At 33.3% G+C, this 21,374-nt stretch carries 24 protein-coding genes; 16 read left to right on the plus strand and 8 right to left on the minus strand.

Going from position 1 to position 21,374, the window contains the following annotated elements; translation table 11 throughout:
• Positions 1–62: 62 nt before the first annotated feature.
• Entirely contained in the window at positions 63–263 is a 201-nt protein-coding gene (locus THEYE_RS10640; RefSeq protein WP_012545791.1) for an FmdB family zinc ribbon protein, read from the minus strand.
• Positions 264–375: 112 nt separating this feature from the next.
• Here THEYE_RS10640 and THEYE_RS00215 point away from each other — a divergent pair, with 112 nt between their 5' ends.
• The 4 genes from THEYE_RS00215 to glmM are packed head-to-tail and all read left to right on the plus strand — an operon-like array spanning position 376 to position 3,740.
• Positions 376–966 (plus strand): SurA N-terminal domain-containing protein, encoded by a 591-nt coding sequence (locus THEYE_RS00215; protein WP_012546615.1) that lies wholly within the window; start codon positions 376–378, stop codon positions 964–966.
• Position 967: 1 nt separating this feature from the next.
• Positions 968–1,735: a diadenylate cyclase CdaA gene (gene cdaA / locus THEYE_RS00220; protein WP_012545037.1), complete on the plus strand. Its 768-nt coding sequence runs from the start codon at positions 968–970 to the stop codon at positions 1,733–1,735.
• Positions 1,732–2,385 carry a CdaR family protein gene (locus THEYE_RS00225; RefSeq protein WP_012545937.1) on the plus strand — a complete coding sequence of 218 codons (654 nt, stop codon included), beginning with the start codon at positions 1,732–1,734 and terminating at the stop codon, positions 2,383–2,385. Before cdaA ends, THEYE_RS00225 begins: the two co-directional genes overlap by 4 nt.
• Positions 2,385–3,740, plus strand: coding sequence for a phosphoglucosamine mutase (gene glmM, locus THEYE_RS00230; RefSeq protein ID WP_012546798.1), 1,356 nt, complete (start codon positions 2,385–2,387; stop codon positions 3,738–3,740). The genes THEYE_RS00225 and glmM overlap by 1 nt, the downstream gene beginning before the upstream one ends.
• A 21-nt stretch (positions 3,741–3,761) precedes the next feature.
• Here the strand turns inward: glmM and THEYE_RS00235 are convergent, their stop codons facing one another.
• From THEYE_RS00235 to THEYE_RS00260, 6 genes are all read right to left on the minus strand, one after another.
• Positions 3,762–4,436 (minus strand): ATP-binding cassette domain-containing protein, encoded by a 675-nt coding sequence (locus THEYE_RS00235; RefSeq protein WP_012545462.1) that lies wholly within the window; start codon positions 4,434–4,436, stop codon positions 3,762–3,764.
• The gene (locus THEYE_RS00240; RefSeq protein WP_012546597.1) at positions 4,427–5,140 is read right to left on the minus strand and encodes an ABC transporter permease; all 714 of its coding nucleotides are present in this window, start codon (positions 5,138–5,140) and stop codon (positions 4,427–4,429) included. Before THEYE_RS00240 ends, THEYE_RS00235 begins: the two co-directional genes overlap by 10 nt.
• A gap of 3 nt (positions 5,141–5,143) precedes the next feature.
• Positions 5,144–5,950: an ABC transporter substrate-binding protein gene (locus tag THEYE_RS00245; RefSeq protein ID WP_012545230.1), complete on the minus strand. Its 807-nt coding sequence runs from the start codon at positions 5,948–5,950 to the stop codon at positions 5,144–5,146.
• Between the two features lie 287 nt (positions 5,951–6,237).
• A complete protein-coding gene (locus THEYE_RS00250) occupies positions 6,238–6,642 on the minus strand; it encodes a winged helix-turn-helix domain-containing protein (RefSeq protein ID WP_012546328.1) in 405 nt (134 codons plus the stop codon).
• 105 nt (positions 6,643–6,747) lie between these two features.
• The gene (locus tag THEYE_RS00255) at positions 6,748–7,104 is read right to left on the minus strand and encodes a bactofilin family protein (protein ID WP_012544962.1); all 357 of its coding nucleotides are present in this window, start codon (positions 7,102–7,104) and stop codon (positions 6,748–6,750) included.
• Complete coding sequence (locus tag THEYE_RS00260; RefSeq protein ID WP_012545938.1) at positions 7,104–7,940, minus strand: M23 family metallopeptidase; 837 nt, start codon at positions 7,938–7,940, stop codon at positions 7,104–7,106. Before THEYE_RS00260 ends, THEYE_RS00255 begins: the two co-directional genes overlap by 1 nt.
• A gap of 119 nt (positions 7,941–8,059) precedes the next feature.
• On the opposite strand from THEYE_RS00260, the gene THEYE_RS00265 reads away from it, so the two are divergent.
• From THEYE_RS00265 to THEYE_RS00280, 4 genes are all read left to right on the plus strand, one after another.
• Positions 8,060–8,866 (plus strand): ribonuclease H-like domain-containing protein, encoded by an 807-nt coding sequence (locus THEYE_RS00265; RefSeq protein WP_012545335.1) that lies wholly within the window; start codon positions 8,060–8,062, stop codon positions 8,864–8,866.
• The gene (gene xerD / locus THEYE_RS00270; protein WP_012546237.1) at positions 8,832–9,716 is read left to right on the plus strand and encodes a site-specific tyrosine recombinase XerD; all 885 of its coding nucleotides are present in this window, start codon (positions 8,832–8,834) and stop codon (positions 9,714–9,716) included. The genes THEYE_RS00265 and xerD overlap by 35 nt, the downstream gene beginning before the upstream one ends.
• A gap of 226 nt (positions 9,717–9,942) precedes the next feature.
• Entirely contained in the window at positions 9,943–10,701 is a 759-nt protein-coding gene (locus tag THEYE_RS00275) for a complement resistance protein TraT (protein WP_012546045.1), read from the plus strand.
• 130 nt (positions 10,702–10,831) lie between these two features.
• Positions 10,832–11,548 carry a hypothetical protein gene (locus THEYE_RS00280; RefSeq protein WP_012545107.1) on the plus strand — a complete coding sequence of 239 codons (717 nt, stop codon included), beginning with the start codon at positions 10,832–10,834 and terminating at the stop codon, positions 11,546–11,548.
• Positions 11,549–11,583: 35 nt separating this feature from the next.
• Here THEYE_RS00280 and csm6 read toward each other — a convergent pair whose 3' ends face one another.
• Positions 11,584–12,654 carry a CRISPR-associated ring nuclease Csm6 gene (gene csm6, locus THEYE_RS00285; protein WP_012545465.1) on the minus strand — a complete coding sequence of 357 codons (1,071 nt, stop codon included), beginning with the start codon at positions 12,652–12,654 and terminating at the stop codon, positions 11,584–11,586.
• Between the two features lie 848 nt (positions 12,655–13,502).
• On the opposite strand from csm6, the gene cas10 reads away from it, so the two are divergent.
• From cas10 to THEYE_RS00325, 8 genes are read left to right on the plus strand one after another with little or no spacing between them, the layout of a single operon-like run.
• The gene (gene cas10 / locus THEYE_RS00290; RefSeq protein WP_012545181.1) at positions 13,503–15,812 is read left to right on the plus strand and encodes a type III-A CRISPR-associated protein Cas10/Csm1; all 2,310 of its coding nucleotides are present in this window, start codon (positions 13,503–13,505) and stop codon (positions 15,810–15,812) included.
• Positions 15,805–16,254 carry a type III-A CRISPR-associated protein Csm2 gene (gene csm2 / locus THEYE_RS00295; RefSeq protein ID WP_012546625.1) on the plus strand — a complete coding sequence of 150 codons (450 nt, stop codon included), beginning with the start codon at positions 15,805–15,807 and terminating at the stop codon, positions 16,252–16,254. The genes cas10 and csm2 overlap by 8 nt, the downstream gene beginning before the upstream one ends.
• Positions 16,254–17,039, plus strand: coding sequence for a type III-A CRISPR-associated RAMP protein Csm3 (gene csm3 / locus THEYE_RS00300; protein WP_012545354.1), 786 nt, complete (start codon positions 16,254–16,256; stop codon positions 17,037–17,039). Before csm2 ends, csm3 begins: the two co-directional genes overlap by 1 nt.
• Positions 17,040–17,051: 12 nt before the next feature.
• Positions 17,052–18,035 (plus strand): type III-A CRISPR-associated RAMP protein Csm4, encoded by a 984-nt coding sequence (gene csm4, locus THEYE_RS00305; RefSeq protein ID WP_012546537.1) that lies wholly within the window; start codon positions 17,052–17,054, stop codon positions 18,033–18,035.
• Positions 18,036–18,039: 4 nt separating this feature from the next.
• Entirely contained in the window at positions 18,040–19,191 is a 1,152-nt protein-coding gene (gene csm5 / locus THEYE_RS00310) for a type III-A CRISPR-associated RAMP protein Csm5 (protein ID WP_012546824.1), read from the plus strand.
• 3 nt (positions 19,192–19,194) lie between these two features.
• A complete protein-coding gene (locus THEYE_RS00315; protein ID WP_012545325.1) occupies positions 19,195–19,941 on the plus strand; it encodes a hypothetical protein in 747 nt (248 codons plus the stop codon).
• 29 nt (positions 19,942–19,970) lie between these two features.
• Positions 19,971–21,122, plus strand: coding sequence for a Card1-like endonuclease domain-containing protein (locus THEYE_RS00320; RefSeq protein WP_012545976.1), 1,152 nt, complete (start codon positions 19,971–19,973; stop codon positions 21,120–21,122).
• Between the two features lie 2 nt (positions 21,123–21,124).
• Positions 21,125–21,373, plus strand: coding sequence for a CRISPR-associated protein Csx3 (locus tag THEYE_RS00325; RefSeq protein ID WP_012546514.1), 249 nt, complete (start codon positions 21,125–21,127; stop codon positions 21,371–21,373).
• Position 21,374: the final 1 nt, after the last annotated feature.

Here is a 21,374-nt window from a genome sequence, read left to right on the forward strand (position 1 = left end):
TACCTCTTTGATTTTTTATGGAATTTATAACATGATTTAGAAATATATAATTTTTTCATAAATTACTTGCAGGTGCTACAGGAAGAAGACTTGCAGGAAGAACACATAGAATTACCTTTTTGAACTCCTTTCATTGAAAAGGAGGAAAGTTTTTTTGTTATTTGTTCTGAATTGCATTTAGGGCATACCACCTTTTTTTCTCCAAATACAAGAACCTCAAAATTTTCTCCACAACTTTTACACAGATATTCATATATAGGCATATTACCACCTCTAATAATAAAGTTTTAGCATTTTTATTATATCATAGCTTGCCTTATGGCTAAAAATTCTTTTAAAGTAAATAGTGTCAACAAAAAATCTTAGGAGGCATCTGTGATAAAAACTTTAAGAAAAAATGCAAAATATTTCTATTTTTTGTTTTTTCTTGTCATTATAACCTTTGTGTTTTGGGGTGTAGGCACAGTAGATAAGCCAAAGGTTGAATATGTGGCTGATGTTGATGGGCAGAAAATTTCTGCTGAAAGATTTTGGAGAAATTATGAGGAAATTAGAAGATTTTACAGAGAAGTATTTAAAGATAAAGCAGCAGAAATGGAACAGGGACTAAAAGAAAAGGTGCTTGAAGACTTAATTAATGAAGAAATTTTGCTCTGGCTTGCAAAGAAGTATGAAATTGAAGCAACAGACAAAGAAGTTCAGGACGCTATTGTTAATGACCCAAGATTTATGCGAAATGGCATCTTTCAAAGGGATATATATTTTCAGATTTTAAAGCTGAACAGATTAAATCCTGCTCAATATGAAGCTTCTTTAAAAAGAGAAATTACAATAGGCAAAACTATTCAGGTTATAGCTTTTTCTAAAGGAGCAAGTGAAATCTCTGATAGTGTTTATATAAAAGCCTTTTTAAACTCTATCAGAAGCCAGATTAAGATTAAAATAAACAAAGAGGCTTTATCGTAGAATGGAGAGATTTTTAAGTCAACTTAGATGGCAAGATCTAATTGACATTATTATAGTTTCTTACATCATATACAAGATTTTCATCCTTGTAAAGGGCACACGTGCTGCAAGAATGCTCATCGGAGTTGGTGTTTTACTTGCTCTTTCTCTTCTTTCAAGATTTCTTGAGTTATATACTCTTGACTGGCTTATTCAGAGTTTTTGGACACAGATTGTTATTGTCCTCATAATTCTTTTTCAACCCGAGATAAGAAAAGCTCTTGCTCAGATGGGAGAGACTCCACTTTTTCATAGATTTAGTTCTGCAGAGGAGATGAAAACCATAGAGGAGATAGTGAAAGCCTCTCAATCACTTGCAAATAAAAAGATTGGGGCTCTCATAGTATTTGAGAGAGATGTAAGCCTTGCGGAATACATTGAAATTGGAGTCCCTCTTGATGCAAAAGTTACAAAAGAGCTTCTAATGAGCATTTTTCATCCTACAAGCCCTATTCATGATGGAGCAGTGATAATCAAGGGGAATAAAGTCCTTGCAGCAGGATGTTTCTTGCCAATAAAATTAGGAGCAGACTTAAGTAAAACATATGGAACAAGACACAGAGCAGCACTTGGAATAACAGAAGAAACAGATGCAGTCGCAGTGATAATTTCAGAAGAAACAGGAGCTATTTCTCTTGCTGTTCATGGACAGCTTGAAAGTAATCTTGATATGGAAAAACTGAGACAAAGGCTCACAAATTTATTTACAACAGAAAGAGATAGAAAATGAACAGAATTTTTAAAAATATTCTTACAGAAAATCTTACAATCAAAATTATTTCTATTGCGTTAGCGGTTTTTTTGTGGTTTTTTGTTACTTTTAAAGGACAGACAGAAACATCTTTGGATGTTCCTTTAGAATTTAAAAATACTCCTTCTGAAATGGAAGTTTTAAAACAAAGTGCAAAAAAGATAACAGTTTCTATCTCTGCAAGAGAAAGAATTCTGAGAGAAATAGCGCAAAATGATATTAGAGTTATAGTTGATCTTTCAAATGTCAAGCTCGGAGAAAACTCAATTCCTCTAACAAAATCCTCTGTAAAACTCCCACGGGGCGTTGAAATACTGAGAATAGACCCTTCTACTGTGAAGTTATATTTAGATAAGAAAGAACAAAAAGCTGTACCAGTTAAAGCTGTTATTACAGGTAAACCTCAAAAGGGATTTGTTGTAAGCTCTGTAGAAATTAATCCTTCATCTATTAATATTGAAGGAGCAAAGAGAGAACTTGACAGGATTCGCTTAATTAAAACAGAACCTATTGACATAGAGGGAATAAAAGACAATCTTACTATCCAGGCAAAAATAGATCCTGAAGGCAAAATTTTCAGAACTGATAAAGATACTGTATACGTGACTGTCAAATTAAGGAGGCACTAATGAGAATTTTCGGTACTGATGGCATAAGAGGCACAATAAACAATTATCCTATGACACCTGAAGTTTGTTTAAGAGCAGGTATGGCTTTATGCTTTCTACTTAAGAAAAGACTTCCCCATAAGCCTAAAATTTTAATCGGTAAGGATACAAGAATTTCAGGATATGTCATAGAGTCTGCTTTAACATCAGGAATAACCTCAATGGGAGGAGATGTCTATCTTGTTGGTCCAATCCCCACACCTGCTGTTGCTTTTTTAGTTAAAAGTATGAGAGTTGATGCAGGCATTGTAATATCAGCTTCCCACAATCCTTTTAGTGATAATGGAATAAAGATATTCTCTAATGATGGTTTCAAGTTAACAGAAGAGCTTGAGAATGACATTGAAAAATTAATAAATGATAAGGATTTTCCTGCTATAAGACCTTCTGCAAGAGAATTGGGGAAAGCATACAGAATTGAAGATGCTCAGGGAAGGTATATAGAATTCATAAAGTCAACACTGCCAAAGGATTCAAATCTGGAAGGTTTAAAAGTAGCTATTGACCCAGCAAATGGGGCTGCTTACAAGATAACACCAACATTATTTCATGAACTGGGAGCTGAAGTTATAACCATCAATGATAAACCTGATGGAGTGAACATTAATAAAGAATGTGGAGCATTATATCCTGAATCTCTTATAAAAATAGTAAAAGAAACACAGGCACATTTTGGAGTGGCTCATGACGGAGATGCGGACAGAACAATTCTTGTAGATGAAAAGGGAAATATTGTAGATGGTGATTTTATTCTAACAATTTTGGCAGAGGAGTTAAAAAAAGAAAGAAAGCTGAAGAAAAATACAGTTGTTGCAACAATAATGACCAATATGGGAGTAGAAAATTATCTTAAAAATGCAGGTATTAAAATGATTAGAACTAAAGTAGGAGATAAGTATGTAGTAGAGGAGATGCTCAAAGGAGGCTATAATCTTGGAGGAGAACAATCAGGACACATAATATGTATGGATTATACAAATACAGGAGATGGACCAATTACAGCTGTACAGATGGCATATATAATCAAAAAAAATCAATTCTATCTTAGTGAATTAATAAAAAATATTCCAAGATATCCACAAGCACTAAAAAATATAAAAATTCCAGAAAAGTTACCAAAAGATGAAGTCAAAAATGTAATAAAAAAATTATCCCAAAAAGCATCCACGCTTGAAAAAAACATGCGAGGTAGAATAATCATCAGACCTTCAGGAACAGAGCCTAAAATAAGAATAATGGTAGAAGATGAAAATCCTGAGAGATTAAAACAAGTTTTGGATGAACTTGAAGCCGTAGCAAATATGATGTTAAGCTGATTTTATGCTTAAGTAGAAAATCTACGGAATTTGTTTGTCAGGATGTTCTTTATATATTTTGCCTTCCCTTATATAAAGCAAGAAATCACCCACTCTTTTTGTTGATTCTTTATCGTGAGTTGCTATGATTATGATTGAATTTAGCCTTTTTTTAAGTTGAATAATTATGTTTTCTATTATTTCTGTGTTTTTCCAATCCACAGAGGCTGTTGGTTCATCAAGAAATAGAACTTCAGGTTCTAAAACCAGAGCACGGGCAATTCCCATTCTTTTTTTCTCACCAGTAGAAAGAGTTAAAGCATTCTGCTCTTTCTTGTGAATAAGTCCTACAAACTGAAGAACTTCCTCAACTTTTTCTTTTATTTTATTGTTTTTAAAACCTCTTATCTTTAGTCCATAGGCAACATTTTTAAAAACTGTTGTATTAAAAACCCCTACCTCTGGGAAAAGAAGTGTTATTCTCCTCATAAGATTTATATCTTTTGGTAGAGCTCTGTTACCTTCAAAATAGCTTATCTCTCCTCTATCAGGACTCTCTAAAAGAGCACACATTCTTAAAAAGGTTGACTTGCCAGAGCCATTTGGTCCCATTAAAACATATATTCCGCTATGGTCAAAGGAGTATGAACAAGCCTCAAAAAGTGATTTTTCATTATGATGCTTATAAATATTTGAAACAACCAGTCTTAATCCCACTGAAAGTCCTCTTTTACTCCTCTTTTCTGAATTAAAAACATAAAAAAGTTTATCATCAAAGAAATCAATAACAGAACTATGCCCAGTGCCATGGCAAGCTCAAAATTGCCTTTGTCTGTCTCCATAGCTATTGTTGTTGTCATAACACGGGTGTATCCTGCTATGTTTCCTCCTACAATGAGAATTGCTCCTACCTCTGCCATTACTCTTCCAAGTGCTGCTATTACTGCTGACATTATGCCATATCTTGCTTCTTTAATAACTGTAAGAGTTGTTTGAAAAGAGGTTGCACCAAGACTGCGCGAGGCAAGCTTTATAATTGGAGCAACCCTGACGACTGCTGAATGAGTAAGTCCTGCAACAATGGGAAAGGCAAGTATTGTTTGAGCAATAATCATTGCGGTAGGGGTATAGAGAAGACTTAAAAAGCCCAATGGTCCGCTACGAGAAAGCATTAGATAAAGAAACAGCCCAACAACAACTGGCGGAAGTCCCATAAAAGTGTTAAGAGTTGTTATTAATAGTCCTCTTCCAACAAATCTTTTCAATCCAACAAAAGCACCAAGAGGCAATCCGATCACAGTTGCCGTAAAAAGAGCTATCCCAGAAACTTTAAGAGAAAGAAAAATTATCTGAAGCAACTCCCTGTCTAAGTTTAAAATTAAGTTTGTTGCCTGGTTAAATGACTCTAAGATAAAGTTCATCTTTTATTTCGCATTGGGAATAAAAAGTTGATTTCCATTTTTATCTTTAAATGAGCCTATCAAACTCTGTCCTTCCTTTGATATTAGCCAGTTTATAAGTTGTATCGCCTCTTTGTATCTTACATGTTTATGTCTCTGAGGATTAACTGCCATAACTCCATACTGATTAAAAAGAAGAGGGTCACCTTCAAAAAGCAATGAAAGTTCAAGTCTGCCTTTCATAGCAAGCCATGTTCCTCTATCTGTGAGTGTATAGGCGCTTTTTTCATTTGCGATTCTTAAGGTTTTTTCCATTCCCTGTCCTGCTTCTAAATACCAGTTCTGCCCTTTTGGATTGATGCCTGCAAGCTTCCAGAGATTCAACTCCTTCATATATGTTCCTGATTTATCAGCCCTTGAAACAAAAAAACTGTGTGTAATTGCTATCTTTTTAAATGCTTCTGAAGCTTTTTTAAATCCCTTTATCTCTGCTGGGTCATTTTTGGGTCCTACAACAATAAAATCATTGTAACAAACATCATGACGATTTATAAAAAATCCTTGTTTTACAGCTTCAAGCTCAAGCTCCTTTGCATGAACAAAAACTAAATCAGCATCTCCTCTTTTACCCATCTCAATGGCTGCACCTGTTCCTCTTGCAATAACTTTTACCTTTATACCTGTTTTTTTCTCAAAGGCAGGAAGAATATAACTTAATAGCCCAGAGTTTTCAACAGAAGTGGTGGTAGCAAGTAATATTACATTCTGTTCAGCAAAAGCACGCCCGACAAAAATTAGTAAGAACAAAATAGTGATTAAAAATCGTTTCATCTTACCCTCCAACTGTCATTTTAAGCCTCTTTTCTGTCAATCCGAGGCTGCGTAAGCAGCTGAGGAATCTCTTAACATTCAAAGGAGACCCTTCGGCTTCACCTCAGGGTGACAAAAAGGTGGAGATTCCTCGCACCCATTGAGGGTGTTCAGGATGCAGAGGAGAAGATTCCTCAGGCAAAGCCCTCAGGATAACCCTTAATAATTGAACAGCCTCTTCTTTTAACAGACATTTTATTTAGCGCCTCTTTATATTCAATTAAACATAACGATGGAACATAAAAAAGCTAAATTTCAAAATTTTTAATCTCCTTTGAAAGAAATTTTTTAAATTTTTTATGAATCCTCCAGAACTGTTCTATTGCTTTTTCTCCCGCTTCTGTAAGTTTTGTGCCTCCCCCATTTTTCCCTCCTATCTGCGTTTCAACAAAAGGCTTTCCAGCTTGCCTGTTCATTGAACTGATAAGTCTCCACGCTTGCCTATAAGACATATTTATTGATTTAGCAGCTTTTGAAATTGAGCCATACTGCTTGATTTTTTCAAGCAAAGCAATTCTTCCATAACCAAGAAAGGTTCCTTCATTTCCATCAATCCAGATTTTTCCTTTAAGTTCATATCCTTCGTGTTTTCCTCCTCCAGTTACACAGAAATGATGCGGATCTTTAAGAGCTTTTCTGCCTCTTTTTTTCATAGTATGGAAATATATAATAAGACATAACGAAATGTCAAGAAATTCTTAGCCGAAAGAAATTTTTATATAGTAAGCAAGATGATTTTTTGAGCCTAAAAAAGTGTTCTATTTTTCATCAGGGAAAAGAGAAGAAAGCTGGATGCAGGATTTTCCTTCAAATTTTCCCCCTTCTTCAATGGAAATTTTTACGGTGAATATTTCTCCTGTTACACTTCCTTTATGAGTAATTGTGATAATTTCGGAAGCATTTATAGTTCCGTTAACATTTCCGCCAACTACAATACCCCTACATGTAATGTTTCCTGTAATTTTTCCTGAATCTCCCACTGAAATCCAATCAGCTTTTATTATTCCTTCAACTGTTCCGTCAATCTTTATACTGCTATTTGAAGTAATCTCTCCCTTAATAAAAGTCTCAGCGCCTATTACTGTTTCCATTTTTTGTTGTTTTTTTATAAACATTAGAAATCCTCCTTTAGATAGGACAAAGGACTAACAGGAGAATTATTTTTCCATACTTCATAGTGAAGATGTGGTCCTGTTGTAGAGCCCGTGTTTCCTGAAATGGCAATAATATCTCCTCGTTTTACTTTTTGTCCTACATTTACAAGGTTTTGTTTGTTGTGAGCATAAACTGTGGTGAATCCATAACCATGTTTAATCATTACTACATTTCCGTTACGACCCTGATATCCTGAAAAAACAACGATGCCATCTGCTGTTGCTTTAATCTCTGTACCTGGGGGCACAGAGACATCAATACCAGTATGAAATTCTTCATAGCCGTATTTTGGATGCTCTCTTTTACCAAATGGCGAGGTAATTTCCCCTTTTACGGGCCATCCAAGAGGAGTTGATTTGTATATGTCCTGTTGCTCTGATAAGAAATTTTTTATCTCGCTGACTGTGTTTATAGCCTTTTCAGCATGTTTTTTTAATTCTTCTATATCAATATCACCAGAGGGATGAAAATTTATTGATTCAAGGATTTCCTTTTTTGACCTCAATGAGAAGATTTTATTAAATTCTGCTTCAGCATGTTTTAGAGCGATAATTGTAGACTTAAGTTCATTAAACTTATTCATTATAGATGAAAGATTTTGTTTCATCTGATAATACTCAATTGTATTGACAGCTATAGAAAAAACGTAAATATTAAAAGCAAGCCAGCAGCAGATAAATAAAAATATTAATAAAAAAGGAATTTTTACTCCATAAACTTTTGTTCTTCCGTGCGGAATAAGCATGATTGTTATAGGAGAAAAAATTTTTAATATCAGTTTCTTGAGTTTATACACAAAATCACCCCCTTTTTTCAATCTTGGATAAACTATTATTTCAAATTTTAAATCAATATTCAAGTGTTAAATTTTTTTAATGCTTGTCTAAATTTTCCAAAGCTTAATATAATAAAACTATGATTAAAAATACATTTTTACTGCTTGATGGAATTGGAGAAAAAAGAGAAAAGAGACTATGGAGAGAAGGAATTCTTACATGGGAAGACTTTTTTCACTGTAAAGAAGTTTTAGATATAGACTTTGAAAGAAAACGAATTTATGATGATTTTTTACACAGAGCTTTTGAAGCTTTATCTTGTAAAGATTGCAGTTTTTTTTCAAAAAACCTCAAAAAAAGAGAACACTGGCGGCTGTTTCAGGAATTTATAAATAATGCAGTCTGCCTTGATATAGAAACAAATGGTTTGACCCATGAAAAGGGTGGATATGTGACAGTTGTTGGTTTATATTCAATAGGAGGGTATAAATCTCTAATTAGAGGAGAAAACCTGACAGAGGAAAATTTACAACGAACCCTTAATGAATACAAATATCTAATTACTTTTTATGGAACTATTTTTGATATTCCTTTTCTTAAAAAAGAGTTTCCCAATTTACAAATTGAGCATATTCCGCATTTTGACCTTTTTTTTGCGGGAAAACGGCTTGGAATTCAGGGAGGACTTAAAAAACTTGAAACTATGTTTCTAATTGAAAGGCAAGAAGAACTTAAAGGACTTAATGGATATGATGCCATAAAACTATGGAAAGCTTATTTAAATGGAAGCACTGACAGTCTTGAACTTTTAATTTCTTATAACAGGGCAGATACAGAGAATCTATTTCATCTCGGAAGGATTTTTTATGAAATGTTGCGTTCACAGGTAGGAATTGAAGAGTTTACAGGTAATGGAACAAAAAGAGATTCTCAAAAAGTTTCTTAATTATCTTCTCACTGAAAAAGCTCTTTCTATAAATACAGTTAAATCCTATGAAAATGACTTAAAAAATTTTTTAAAATGGCTTACTGAACAAAATATTTTAGTTTTGAACTGTAAAAAAGATGATATTGTGCAGTATCTTTTAAATCTAAAAGAGAAAGCCTACAGTTCAACATCTATTGCAAGAATTCTTTCGTCTCTAAAGCAGTTTTTTAGATTTATGATTTTTGACAGCATAATAAACCATGACCCAACAGAAGGGCTCAAATCACCAAAACTCTGGCTCAGACTTCCAAAGGCTCTTGAGATTGATGAGGTAAAAAGGCTGCTTTCAGTGATGCTTGAAAGCAAGTATTACTTAAGAGATATTGCCATGCTTGAATTAATGTATGCTTCAGGATTAAGAGTTAGTGAGCTTGTAAGATTAAAATTAAGTGATATAAATTTTGAAGCAGGATTTATAAGGGTTAAAGGCAAAGGAGACAAAGAGAGAGTTGTTCCGATAGCTCAGCGTTCTATAGATAAAATTAAGAATTATTTAGTTAAGTTAAGACCTGTCCTTCTTAAAAAAAAGGCTTCAGAGTATGTTTTTTTAAACAATCGTGGACAACCAATGACCCGACAAAGATTCTGGCAGAACATAAAAGCAATTGGTAGAATCGCCGGAGTAAATGTGACACCTCACATGATAAGGCATAGTTTTGCAACTCATTTGCTTGAAGGTGGAGCAGATTTGAGGTCTTTGCAAAAAATGCTTGGTCACAGCGATATATCTACAACACAAATATATACAAAAGTTTCAATGGATAGACTTCGTAAAGAGTATCTTAAACATCATCCAAGAGCCAAATAAACCTGTTTTGTAGAACTTTTTCTTGCCAATATTTCCAAAATGTTTCCAAAATGTTTCCAAAATAGTCTTTCATGTTCAGATTAATGTTAATTTAGAAAATATAAAAAATAAAGGGATTGGAGAATATTTCTTGCCTGCTTGAGCAGGTTAAATAGGCTTGCAGTTTCTTGATTTTCAGGGAATTGCAAGTTTTTTAAAATTCATAATTTAAAAGGGAGGATTGCTTATGAGAGAATGGACAAATCCAAAAAAGAAAGTTTTTATTTTACTCATTCTTACTTTATTTCTTCTTCAAACCACAGGCTGCGGGCAGATGATTAACGCTATTGAACACAGTGACATGCAAGTAAAACTTAAAATGACAGACACAATATTTCTTGATCCTGTAGTAAAAGCCAAAAACAGAACAATCTACGTAGCAGTAAACAACACATCAGACATGCAGGAAGTAGATACAACGATGCTACAGAATCTTATTACAAGCAGACTTGCAGCAAAGGGATATCAAGTTGTAAATGACCCAACTCAGGCTGGCTACATTATTCAAACTAATATTTTGTATATGGATTATTATCGCCAAACAGGAACAAAAGAGGGGGCTCTGGAAGGAGCACTTGTTGGTGGCGGAAGCGGTGCTTTAATTGGACAGAGTAGAGATACTTCAATAGCCCTTGGATTAATTGGAGCTTTAGTTGGTGGAATTGGTGGAGCAATTCTTGGCAAAGCATTAAAAGTTGAAACCTATGCAGGAGTTGTTGATGTGCAGATACAGGAGAAAACTGATAAACCAGTTACAGGACAGATTGTAACCAATGCTCAGCAAGGGAGTTCAACTACGATACAGACAAAGCAGGAAATAAGCTCAAACTACCAGATTTACAGAACCAAAATTGCCTGCACTGCTCAGCAGACAAACATTGACAAAGTAGAAGCAGCAAGAGCAATTGCCGAAAAAATTGCCAATCAAATTGGCGGAATGTTTTAAGAAAGGAGGATATTCATATGAAAAAGTTACTTATTTTGATTTATGTGTTTTTGGGTGTAATATTGTTTGCTAATTCTTTTTGTTTAGCCAGTGAAGATAAAAAATCTTTTGAACTGGAAACAGAAAATTTATGGAATTATTATCAAAAAATAACTCAAACATATTCAGACTGGAAAACGAACAAGAAATTGAACTGGATGAGATTCATAAAAAATGGGTGCAAAGCGGAATAAATCAGATTACTTCATCCATAGAAAATTCAGACAAACAAGATTTTATGAAATTTCTTTTTCCAGAGAATGGTAAATATAGTTTAATGCTTATTACAAATCCTGTAGTTGACCCTATTAGAAATATTGTTGGACAAGCAACATTTACAGCGGTAGCAATAAAAAAGTTTTTTGATTCAAAGGTAGAGCTTGTTGACATGTATTCAGAGAGAATCAGTGGAGGATTATTCAATATGGATTCAAAGAGAATTGATTCACTAAAATCGTTTTTCAAAAAGAATTCAGAAAAGGAAAACACTTGTTCTTTTGCTACTTTTATCCTGTATGTAAAAAAACCTGATTTAGTCAAAAGGCAGGATGGCAGGTGGCAGATAAAACTAAGTAATAAATTAATTGGAAGTTGTCCTTTTATTCAAAGAGAAAAAACATTTGAAAAAACTATATATCTTATCATGCCATACAGTTTTCAGCCAGACCTTTCAAAAATAGATGATAATAAATACATTAATATAACGCCATCAATACAACCTACCAATGTAATACTTGATATACAACTTTTAAATGAATTTTTTGAATGGCTCAGAAAAGAAATGAAATTTCACAATATTCAAATATAGAAAAACGAACATGAAGCCAATATTAACAGTTTTAGCTAATCCTCCCTGACAATCTTTAATTTATCAAGAAAAATACCATACTTTTTACTGCCATGACTACCCACAGAATTAATTAAGAAAAAGTTTATATTGTCCTTTCCATAATAGGCAATGAGAGAGTTCTTTATTATAGAGTTTATTTTTGAGATTTTCATTCTTATATTTTCCTCTCTTTGATTGAATAAAGTTAATAGAGATGTATTGCCTTTCATTGGTAGGAAACAGTCTGTGCAGTTCATACAGAAAAGTTTCTGAGGGTGTTTGCAGGCTCTTTTTTTCTGAAGCGCTAATTTAGTATAAAATTCCCACAAATTGTAACTGAGTTTTATCTTCCTGTCGCCTATTTTTAGTATATTTTCAGCGGGGATGAAACCCAAATAAGGTATTTTTTTGAAATTATCAAATTTAATTTGGGTGCTATCAATTAGCTCTCTGAATGTTTTCCCACTAAAATCAATTAATTCTTTGAGCCTCAGAAAAGGCAATTCAGCTAATTCTATTTTTACCTCAGATGTAGATTTTTTCAAGAATTGTCCATCTTTTGTTTTTATTATAATCTCCTTTGATTTTGCAGGTGGATAAAAGAATTCGGGAAGATTTTCAAACTCTTCATTAACCAAAACATGATAGAGTTTGTCATCTTTTCTTCCGTACATCTGAAGAGCTGCTCCAAGATAAAAACCCATTGTTTTTCTACCACCTGCAAGGCTACAGTGAAGAATGGTGTTTTTTCTTGCAGTTAGTTTATGAACTACTTTGCAGATTATTTCTCCAGCGGATTCGTTATCAACGGGTGTCCTTATATCTGAAAGGGGCTTATTTTTAAAATTTTTAATTAAGTAAATTGATTTCTCAGAAAAATTTATAGATGGTAAGTTATACTCGTGTATAAGTTGTGAGAGAATGCCTTTATTGATAAGGGTTTCAGTTAATTTTCTTTTACCATCTAAGGTAGTAATTACATGAAGTTCTTCAATATTAATTTTTTTCTTAGCAAGTGCATAAATTGTTTCTGTTATTATCTGTGGAGTCATACCAATTACGCATAGAAGAATATGCTTTTTCATCTTGATTTTTCTATAATCCTAAGTATTTTTAAAAAAGGAGTTCAACATCAAAAAACATATAAAAATATAACACTTTTTAGGGAGAAATTAAAATATTCCTAATATCATTCCAAAAATTAAGTCCTGAAGTCTCAAATTTCTTGTTCTAACTTGGAAGGAGACTCTTTCTCATGATTCTGAAGGTATAAATGTCCCTTTTAAATGAGGTCTTGTTTTCCAACATAAAGAACCCTTTGAGCCGAAATGGCTCAGAGATCTCTCGCAATCCCTTTTAAATGAGGTCTTGTTTTCCAACAGAAAAAAAATTAGTAGTTCTATCTTAGAATCATTTAAGTCGCAATCCCTTTTAAATGAGGTCTTGTTTTCCAACTGATCTGGATAGAGAATTGGAGATAAAGGGAATAAAGGAAGTCGCAATCCCTTTTAAATGAGGTCTTGTTTTCCAACGGTAGCCTTTGTAACTTACTGATTTTTATGGCTTTTTAGTGCCTTTTTCCGTAACCTCTCTCAGAGAGGGCTAAAATGTAAGTGAATACTTTCAAATTTTTACCACTTTTTAAAGTCTAAAACTTGTCAAAGATCGTTGATACTGTAGCGAAAGCTAATTTAGCCTCTAACCTCTCACGAGATTGTAATTTTATACCACAATATATCCCTCTTCGTCAAGAGTAGAGAATAAGTATCTTACATTTTGTTTCGGATTTTTATCTGGCTGAATGTAAAATGCTTTAAAAACTCTTGTAATGAAATTAATAATTTATTAAAATTAATGGAAATATTTCTTAAACATTTTTTATGATTCCTGTTTAATTATTAAATTAAGTAAGTAGTATTTAGAGAGGAATTTCATGATTACAGAACTTGAGGTTGTCGCAAAAGGAGGACTTCTTTACAATATTGGTAGGGTTGCTTTGAGAGCAGAAGGTAATTTTAATGAAGAAAATTTTGTTGAAAAAGGAAGGGAATGGATAGAAAAACATCTTAAAAACGATGACTCTGCTCTCAAGATTGCGAAGTCTTTACAGGAAAAAGATGAATTGTTTTTCTTATGGAAGGAAGCCCACAGTCTTGCCTGCAAAAATGAGGATATTAAATATTTTACCCCCAATCCTATTATTTCGCCTTTTTATAAAATAAGAAACCCAAATAATTTAAATGAAACCCTGAATAAAATTCCTTATTATCAGCTACAATCTGAAAAACCTCAGATTGCTATATATAATAAACCTATTATAAATCATGAAAATTACAGGAGATTGATAGAGAAATTTAAAAAAGACTTACAATCAACAAAGCCACCGTATGGTATTAATCTTTTAACTATGCTTATGGAAAAACATTTAAGTAACATACCTCTGGGAAGTCCTTTTGATGACGTATCCATGTTTAGGCATTGTGTTCTTGTTTCCGCTATTTCAGGATGTTTGTATCTGTATCTAAAAGAAAAACGCAGAGATAAAGATTTTTCAGTAGCAAGTATTGTAGATTGTCTTTCGTCAGAGAAACCTTTTCTTCTTGTGGGGGGAGATTTATCAGGGATACAGAAGTTTATATATACTATAACTTCAAAGGGAGCTCTGAGAGCCTTAAAAGGACGCTCTTTTTATATTGAACTTTTAATAGAGCATATAGTTAATGAAATCATTGATAACTTAAACCTTACGAGATGTAATATTGTTTTTTCTGCCGGAGGTAATTTCTGTATAGTTTCACCAAATACAGATAATGCAGTAAGTGAGTTAGATAAACTAAAGAGCAGGATTGAAACTTTTTTATTTAATGAATTTAAAGGAGAACTTCAGCTTCATCTGGAATATATTGCTTTTGGAGAGGAGAGTTTTAAAAATTCAGCCTCTGTTTCTGATGGATTAGGAGAAAAACTTGAAAAATCAAAGAAAACAGGGTGGCAAAAGAGGCTTAAAGATATTTTAAAACCTGAGTCTCCTCATGAAAACTGCCTTACTACTCAATGCGATGTGTGTTTTAGAGAAGACGTTTCGCTTGTTAGTTTACAAAGAGGAGATGAAGCATTGCAGGTGTGTGAACCTTGTTATTTCCAATATAAGCTTGGTGAGGAATTACTTGAGATTTCAGAAGGTATTTCACCTGTTATATATAGGCTTAGTGAGCAACCTCAAGGAGATTATGTAAAAATTGAAAAATTCTATTACTGTTTTAGACGCAGTAGGGACGAAAAATTAGAAAATTTAGCTGATAAAATTTATCGCATCAATAATTTTAATGCTGAAAACTACAATAAACCCAACAATATCTTTCTGCCCTTAGGTATTTATAAAAAAAGGGGGTTAAAAGAACTAACAGATGCAGTGAGTGATTTTGGCATAAATAGACTTGCTGTATTGAGAATGGATGTAGATAACCTCGGAAAAATTTTTGGTTCAGCTATTGCGGAACAGGAAAGAACTTTTGCAAGAATATCTGAAATATCCAATCGTTTAAATCAATTTTTTAAGTATCATCTTAATTATATTGCAGAAGGCAAGGAGATTGACTCTTTGGATATTGCTGAAAGAGGAGTGAAAAATAAAGGTAGAAACCTTATGATTATTTATTCTGGTGGAGATGATGTTTTTATTTTAGGACATTGGCTTGATGTTATAGAAACAGCCTTTGACATAAGAAGATATTTTGAACTTTTTACAGGAAACCGTTTTCTTACAATCTCAGGGGGTATTGCCATAAATCAAGACAGTTATCCTGTCTATCAATATGCAAGAGATGCTGAAGAACTTGAAAGATTGGCAAAGAGAGATAATAAGAAAGATTCTCTGGCTTTGCTTGATGATAGAAAAGTCGGTTGGAACAGTTTTGATGAGGTGATTGAAAGGATAAGGCTTTTCAAAAAATTCCTTAAAACTGAATCCAATGGTTTTGTAATAGATGAGCAAAAACTTCCAAAAACATTTTTCTATGGGCTTTTTTCTCTTGCCAAAGTATTTCGCAAAGAAGGTATTTTGGTGCTTCCTAAGGCTGCCTATTTAATATCAAGGGCAAAATTTAATAATTGTGCTGATGAAGATGTTTTATCCATCAAGGAGGTTATTATGAATTCCAATGAAAAGGAATGGGAGATAACAGAGTTAGCAACCCTGGTAACTCTTATGCTTATGAGGAAAGGAGGAAGAGACCATGAATGATTTCAGAAAACAGCAGGGACAACAAAAATATCATGGACAGAACCAGCAGACTCAAATTAACTTGAGGGAACTAAAAAGAGATATTTCAGGATATTCAAAACTTGAAGATTTACCAGCAGAGAAAGTTATAGATATTTCCGAAAAATTAGGTGCCCATCTCAAGATTATAGGATTAAAAACTTCACAGATACGAAAATTTTTGGATGGAGTAAGAAAACTTGATAATCTTTTTGTAAGAGGAAAAAATTTTGATAAGGAACAGGTGATTCTCCTTAAACCAAAACTCGCTTATGCAGCAGGTAGGCAAAAAGAGATTAAACCTCTTATGGAGATTTTAGGACCTGCCATTGATTCAGGAGCAAAATCTTACAAGAGTTTTAAAAAGTTAATTGCCTTGATTGAGGGCATCATAGCCTATCACAGATATTATGGAGGTGAGTGATGAATAGAAATCTTATAGGTAAAATTCAGATGAAAGGCAAGATAAAATGTCTTACTGGTTTGCATATAGGAGCAGCAAAAGAAAATATTGAAATTGGAGCAATTGATGCCTCGGTAGTAAGAGATCCTGTAACACGTGAGCCATATATTCCTGGAAGTTCTCTTAAAGGTAAACTCAGGGCATTGCTTGAGAAATCTCTATCCATTAAGCTGGGCATTATAGGAACTGAAAATAGAATAAACATCGGAACAAAAACAAATCCAGTTTATATTCATGTATGCACAGATGCTGATAAAGCTTATAAATGTCCTATATGCAGAATATTTGGCTCTACAGGGCAAGGGGGTGGTAAAAACTATCCTTCAAGGCTTATTGTAAGGGATGCTTATTTAACAACCGAGAGCGTAGAAGAACTTTCTCAGATTGATACAGGACTACAGTTTACAGAGTGGAAGTTTGAGAATGCCATAGATCGTGTTACGTCTGCTGCTAATCCCCGTCAGCTTGAAAGAGTGCCAAGAGGAGCTGAGTTTGAATTTGAGTTCATTTATAATGTTGAAGATAAAGAAACAGTTTTAGAGGATTTAGAAAGTATAACGCTTGCAATTGAACTTCTTAAACTTGACTCCTTAGGAGGACATGGTTCAAGAGGATATGGAAAGATTCAGATAAACTTTGAAGACATAAAATGTTTCTCTTTAGAGTATTTAAAATCTGGGCAGGGAGAGGTAAAAAGCATTACAGACTTAAGTAAAAAAGAAGAGTTGCTTTCTGTTTTTAAATAAAGAGGCAGATAAATGGTGATATATTCATATAAACTTCATTTTAAAACACCTGTCCATTTTGGAGAGACGGGAATATATCTGGAAAATGTAGAAGAAAGATTTAGCTCTGACTCACTATTTTCTGCTTTAATAAACACAGTATCAAACTATTATGGAGAGAAAGAATCTGAAAAATGGATTGATAAATTTGAAAATAATCCGCCTTTTCTATTAAGTTCCCTTTTTATATACAACTCGGACAAATATTTCCTGCCAAAGCCTCTTGATGACTCTTTTATATCAAGAGAAATAAGAAAGAAAATAGGAAAGGAACTTAAAAAAATTAGATGGCTTGAAGCTAAGGATTTTCTCCTTTGGCAGAAAAGGCAGATAACAAAGGTAGAGGATATTGAAAAAATAAAAATAAATTCAGAGCGTTACAGTGATGCTTTTAAAAGAGAGATACGCCCCAGAGTTACAATTGATAGAATAACTTCTCAAAGCAGTATTTATTTTTGTGGTAGCATAAAGTTTCAAAGAGAGGCTGGACTTTATGGAATGGTGGCTTTCAGAGATACAGATTTTATTGAAAGATTCAGAATTGTTATGAAACTTCTTGGACAGACAGGAATTGGAGGAGAAAGAACATATGGTTACGGAATGTTTGAGCTTAAAGATTTTAAACCAATTGATGGAGTGTTGAAAAAGTTAATGGAGTCTGATACTGAAGGCTTTACTTTACTGTCCCTTTATACTCCTTCAAACACTGAGATAGATGATTTAGTCCAAAAAATAGTTGCTTATGAGATAAAAATAAAAAAGGGATGGATAACATCTGGCAGGACTGCTTTACCACTTAAAAGAAAATCTCTTGGATTTATTAAAGAAGGAAGTGTATTCAGTAAGCCATTGAGAGGTTGTTTAGTGGATGTTACACCAGAAAATGCTCCTCCAGATATACTGAAACATAAAGTTTACCGCTATGGTTATGCCTTTACAGTTCCCTTAAAGGAGTAAAACTATGGCTTTATTTGAAAAGGCAGAGGTTAAAATTGTTACAAAATCTCCTGTCCATATTGGTGGAGTAGAGCAGAAAAAAACAAGGTTTGAGTTTATAATACATGGCAATTATCTCTATCCCATTTCAGAAGATCGCCTTGCTGAGTTTCTAAGCAAAGAAAATCTCATATTTGATTACTGTGCACAGTTAGAAAATAAAGCTAATCTCTTTAATCTGGCAGATTTTTTAAGAAGTAAAGCTTTTATTCTCAATGAAAGTTTACTGCTCAAACTTTCCTCAGGTAAAAGAATTTACCTTAATCATAATGCTTCACTTATACAGGATTACAGACCTTATATCAGGGACGGCTTTGGCATGCCATATATTCCAGGCACATCTATAAAGGGAGTAATAAGAACAGCAATTTTATATAATCTGCTTAAGGAGTTAAAAGAAAGTTCCTATGAGGATTTTGAAGTCAATTTTGAAAGAAGAATCGTAGAAGATATTGAACAAAAAAAGAATAAGAGAGATTTTTCTGCTTGGCTAAATAAAGAATACTTTGAGGGTTTTAAACTTCTTGGAAAAGAGAAAAGTCCATATACAGACTGGCTTAAAATGCTTAAAATTTCTGATGCCTATCCAGATGGAGAAATACAGACTTCTATTATTCCCATAAATATACTTAAAAGAGAAGAAAACTGGAAATATAAAGAAGAATACTCTGGAAAGAAAACAACTATATGGACTGAATGTATTCCTGAAAATGTAACTTTTAGATTTGAAGTTTTATGGGAAAGAAGCTTTCTTTCTGAGTTTAAAAAGCAACATTACAGATTTAAAATGCCAGAAAATTTAAACGCTACTTTTGAGTGCATAAACAGATGGGCACAGGATTTAATTAATTTTGAAAAGGAATTTTTAGCTACAAATGCAATGAAAAAATGGTATGAAAACAATGTATGTAACTTCAGAATTGGTTTTGGTTCTGGTATGATTAGCACAACAATTCTGATGCTTCTAAGTGAGTCTTTAAGAAAGAAAATCAGGAACTATGCTGGATTAGACAGAGGAGAAACTATAGCGCCAAAATCAAGAAGAGTATTTCAGAGAGATTCCCTGTTAACTCCTCTTGGCTGGTGTCTGATTACTGTAGATGGGACAAGACATTAGAAAATGACATCACATTTTAAACCCACAAAGAAAAATATTTTAGCTTTCATGGGAATATTCATTTTAGTCTTTTCTATTTTGCTTTTTTTGTCAGAATGCTTCCATGATGTAATATATGGATTCAGCGAAAAAATTCACAGTCTAACAATATTAGTTGAATACTTAAAGACTTCCATTGAGTTAACATTTATATTTATTGCAGTAAAAAACTGGAAGCCTATTTATAGATGGATTTCAGGGAAAAGAGAGTTCAGAGGCACAGGAGATGAATTTACTTTTCCAAAGGATAAAGTAAAAGCCATAATAATACCTGTAAGTAGAACAGAACAGCCTGAGTGGATAATCAGACATCTTGAGCCTAAATATGTAGCTTTTCTCTATACAGGAGAAAGGAAAAATCATGTAATTGAGCTCATAAATCTTTTTTCTAAGAAGATTCACTTTGCTCATACTTTAAAAGAGATTGAACAGGGAAAAGATATGCTGTCAGACCCTGATAATCCAAATGAGGCTAAGGAAATAGTAAAAAAATTTATAGAAGGGTTTATTGCACAGGGAATTAAAGAAGAAAACATTTTTGTTGATACAACAGGTGGTAAAGTGCCTATGTCAATTGGAGCATTTCAGGCAGCAGAAGAAATGGGTGTGTCATCAATATACATTGTTGGGAAAGGAAATAATGGTAATATTAAAGAACCCACTCTAAGAGAACAGGGTTATCCTATTTTTTTAAGTAGAAAGAATGAATAAATCTGATAGTTAAAGCAAGGGGGAAAGAAATGAAGCATATACATGTTTGCTTAATTTCTGAACAAACAATTCCTAACATTCTTGGAATATTTTATTTTAAGCCTGAGGAAGTTCTTTTTATTACAACTGAGCAGATGCTGAAAAGGGAAAAAACAGAGGCAATAGTAAATACTTTGAAAAGACTTGGACTAAATATACCATTTTTTGAAATTGTTGTCAGAGAAGACTCTATATATGACTGTCACAGGAAAATTGCTCAATGGATGGAAAAACATGAAGAGGATAACTTTACAGTTAATCTTACCTGTGGAACAAAGATAATGTCCATAGCAACCTATGAAATTTTCAAAGACTATGGAAGTAAGATGATTTATATTCCAATCCCTAAAAATGAATTTTTTGAAGTTTATCCTCTTAAAAAGCTTTCAGAACCCCAACCTCTGCCTTTAAGGCTTGGTGTTATAGAGTATCTTACAGCTTATTCTCTCAGAGTAATAAATGAAGCAAAGCTGAATAGATACAAGGAAGAATCAGAAAAGAGAAAAGCACTTACAAACTGGATTGTAACAAATTATAACAGCATTGAGGGGCTGTTAAGTGAGTTTTATAAAGTTCTACAAAAAAGTAGAAATGTAAGTTCCTTTGATTTAACCATAGAGTTTCCTATATCCAATGAGTTGCAAAGAGATTTTCTCAAGGCAGTAGGCTTTAACATCAGTGGCAGAACTATATCAAAAAGACTTTCTCGTTCTGAAATAAGATATTTAACAGGAGGATGGCTTGAGGAGTATGTTTTTAACTCTTTAAATTCAATCAAGGGCAGAGGAATTGATGATGTTGTCATGAATGTAGAGATAGAAAATATTCAGGGCAATAAAAATGAGTTTGATGTTATGTTTACAAAGGATAATGCTCTTTATTTTGTTGAGTGTAAATCTTTAAGTCCTGAGGATGAGATCACAAAGAGTAGTTTATATAAAATTGGTGCTTTACAAAAGGAATTCGGCTTAAGGGTGCAGAGTTTCTTTGTAACAACATCGCCTCATATTATTAAAGATGGACAGATCAGGCAGTCTGTTCGTGCAAGAGCAGAACAGTTTAAGACAGAAATAATCAAGCCCGATGAAATTGTAAATTTTGAAACAATAATAAGAAAAAAACTTAAAATTATGGAGGAATAAGGATGTCTGAGATAGTAATTGACATGAGGCAGATTTATGAGGGGGACCAGGCAAAGATAAAGGATATCCCTGATTATATAAAAAAAGCCTTAGAATTAGCAGGTGAGGGAAATGAAATAATACTTACAGGACAGGGACCAATCTGGCTTTACTTAAAGATTGCCCATGCTTTGCATGGTAAAGCAGTAAAGCTTATTTATCGCAGTCCTGTAACAGGAGATATTGTTATTTTTGACCATTCTCCTTACTGAA

Source organism: Thermodesulfovibrio yellowstonii DSM 11347 (genome assembly GCF_000020985.1).
Lineage (GTDB): Bacteria > Nitrospirota > Thermodesulfovibrionia > Thermodesulfovibrionales > Thermodesulfovibrionaceae > Thermodesulfovibrio > Thermodesulfovibrio yellowstonii.

What these genes read in the sequence shown, in the direction of transcription:
- THEYE_RS10640 (WP_012545791.1), bottom strand. Translation starts at nt 263, where the DNA reads ATGCCTATATATGAATATCTGTGTAAAAGTTGTGGAGAAAATTTTGAG.
- cdaA (WP_012545037.1), top strand. Translation starts at nt 968, where the DNA reads ATGGAGAGATTTTTAAGTCAACTTAGATGGCAAGATCTAATTGACATT.
- THEYE_RS00225 (WP_012545937.1), top strand. Translation starts at nt 1,732, where the DNA reads ATGAACAGAATTTTTAAAAATATTCTTACAGAAAATCTTACAATCAAA.
- glmM (WP_012546798.1), top strand. Translation starts at nt 2,385, where the DNA reads ATGAGAATTTTCGGTACTGATGGCATAAGAGGCACAATAAACAATTAT.
- THEYE_RS00240 (WP_012546597.1), bottom strand. Translation starts at nt 5,140, where the DNA reads ATGAACTTTATCTTAGAGTCATTTAACCAGGCAACAAACTTAATTTTA.
- THEYE_RS00245 (WP_012545230.1), bottom strand. Translation starts at nt 5,950, where the DNA reads ATGAAACGATTTTTAATCACTATTTTGTTCTTACTAATTTTTGTCGGG.
- THEYE_RS00250 (WP_012546328.1), bottom strand. Translation starts at nt 6,642, where the DNA reads ATGAAAAAAAGAGGCAGAAAAGCTCTTAAAGATCCGCATCATTTCTGT.
- THEYE_RS00255 (WP_012544962.1), bottom strand. Translation starts at nt 7,104, where the DNA reads ATGTTTATAAAAAAACAACAAAAAATGGAAACAGTAATAGGCGCTGAG.
- THEYE_RS00265 (WP_012545335.1), top strand. Translation starts at nt 8,060, where the DNA reads ATGATTAAAAATACATTTTTACTGCTTGATGGAATTGGAGAAAAAAGA.
- xerD (WP_012546237.1), top strand. Translation starts at nt 8,832, where the DNA reads ATGGAACAAAAAGAGATTCTCAAAAAGTTTCTTAATTATCTTCTCACT.
- THEYE_RS00275 (WP_012546045.1), top strand. Translation starts at nt 9,943, where the DNA reads ATGAGAGAATGGACAAATCCAAAAAAGAAAGTTTTTATTTTACTCATT.
- THEYE_RS00280 (WP_012545107.1), top strand. Translation starts at nt 10,832, where the DNA reads ATGGAATTATTATCAAAAAATAACTCAAACATATTCAGACTGGAAAAC.
- csm6 (WP_012545465.1), bottom strand. Translation starts at nt 12,654, where the DNA reads ATGAAAAAGCATATTCTTCTATGCGTAATTGGTATGACTCCACAGATA.
- cas10 (WP_012545181.1), top strand. Translation starts at nt 13,503, where the DNA reads ATGATTACAGAACTTGAGGTTGTCGCAAAAGGAGGACTTCTTTACAAT.
- csm2 (WP_012546625.1), top strand. Translation starts at nt 15,805, where the DNA reads ATGAATGATTTCAGAAAACAGCAGGGACAACAAAAATATCATGGACAG.
- csm3 (WP_012545354.1), top strand. Translation starts at nt 16,254, where the DNA reads ATGAATAGAAATCTTATAGGTAAAATTCAGATGAAAGGCAAGATAAAA.
- csm4 (WP_012546537.1), top strand. Translation starts at nt 17,052, where the DNA reads ATGGTGATATATTCATATAAACTTCATTTTAAAACACCTGTCCATTTT.
- csm5 (WP_012546824.1), top strand. Translation starts at nt 18,040, where the DNA reads ATGGCTTTATTTGAAAAGGCAGAGGTTAAAATTGTTACAAAATCTCCT.
- THEYE_RS00315 (WP_012545325.1), top strand. Translation starts at nt 19,195, where the DNA reads ATGACATCACATTTTAAACCCACAAAGAAAAATATTTTAGCTTTCATG.
- THEYE_RS00320 (WP_012545976.1), top strand. Translation starts at nt 19,971, where the DNA reads ATGAAGCATATACATGTTTGCTTAATTTCTGAACAAACAATTCCTAAC.
- THEYE_RS00325 (WP_012546514.1), top strand. Translation starts at nt 21,125, where the DNA reads ATGTCTGAGATAGTAATTGACATGAGGCAGATTTATGAGGGGGACCAG.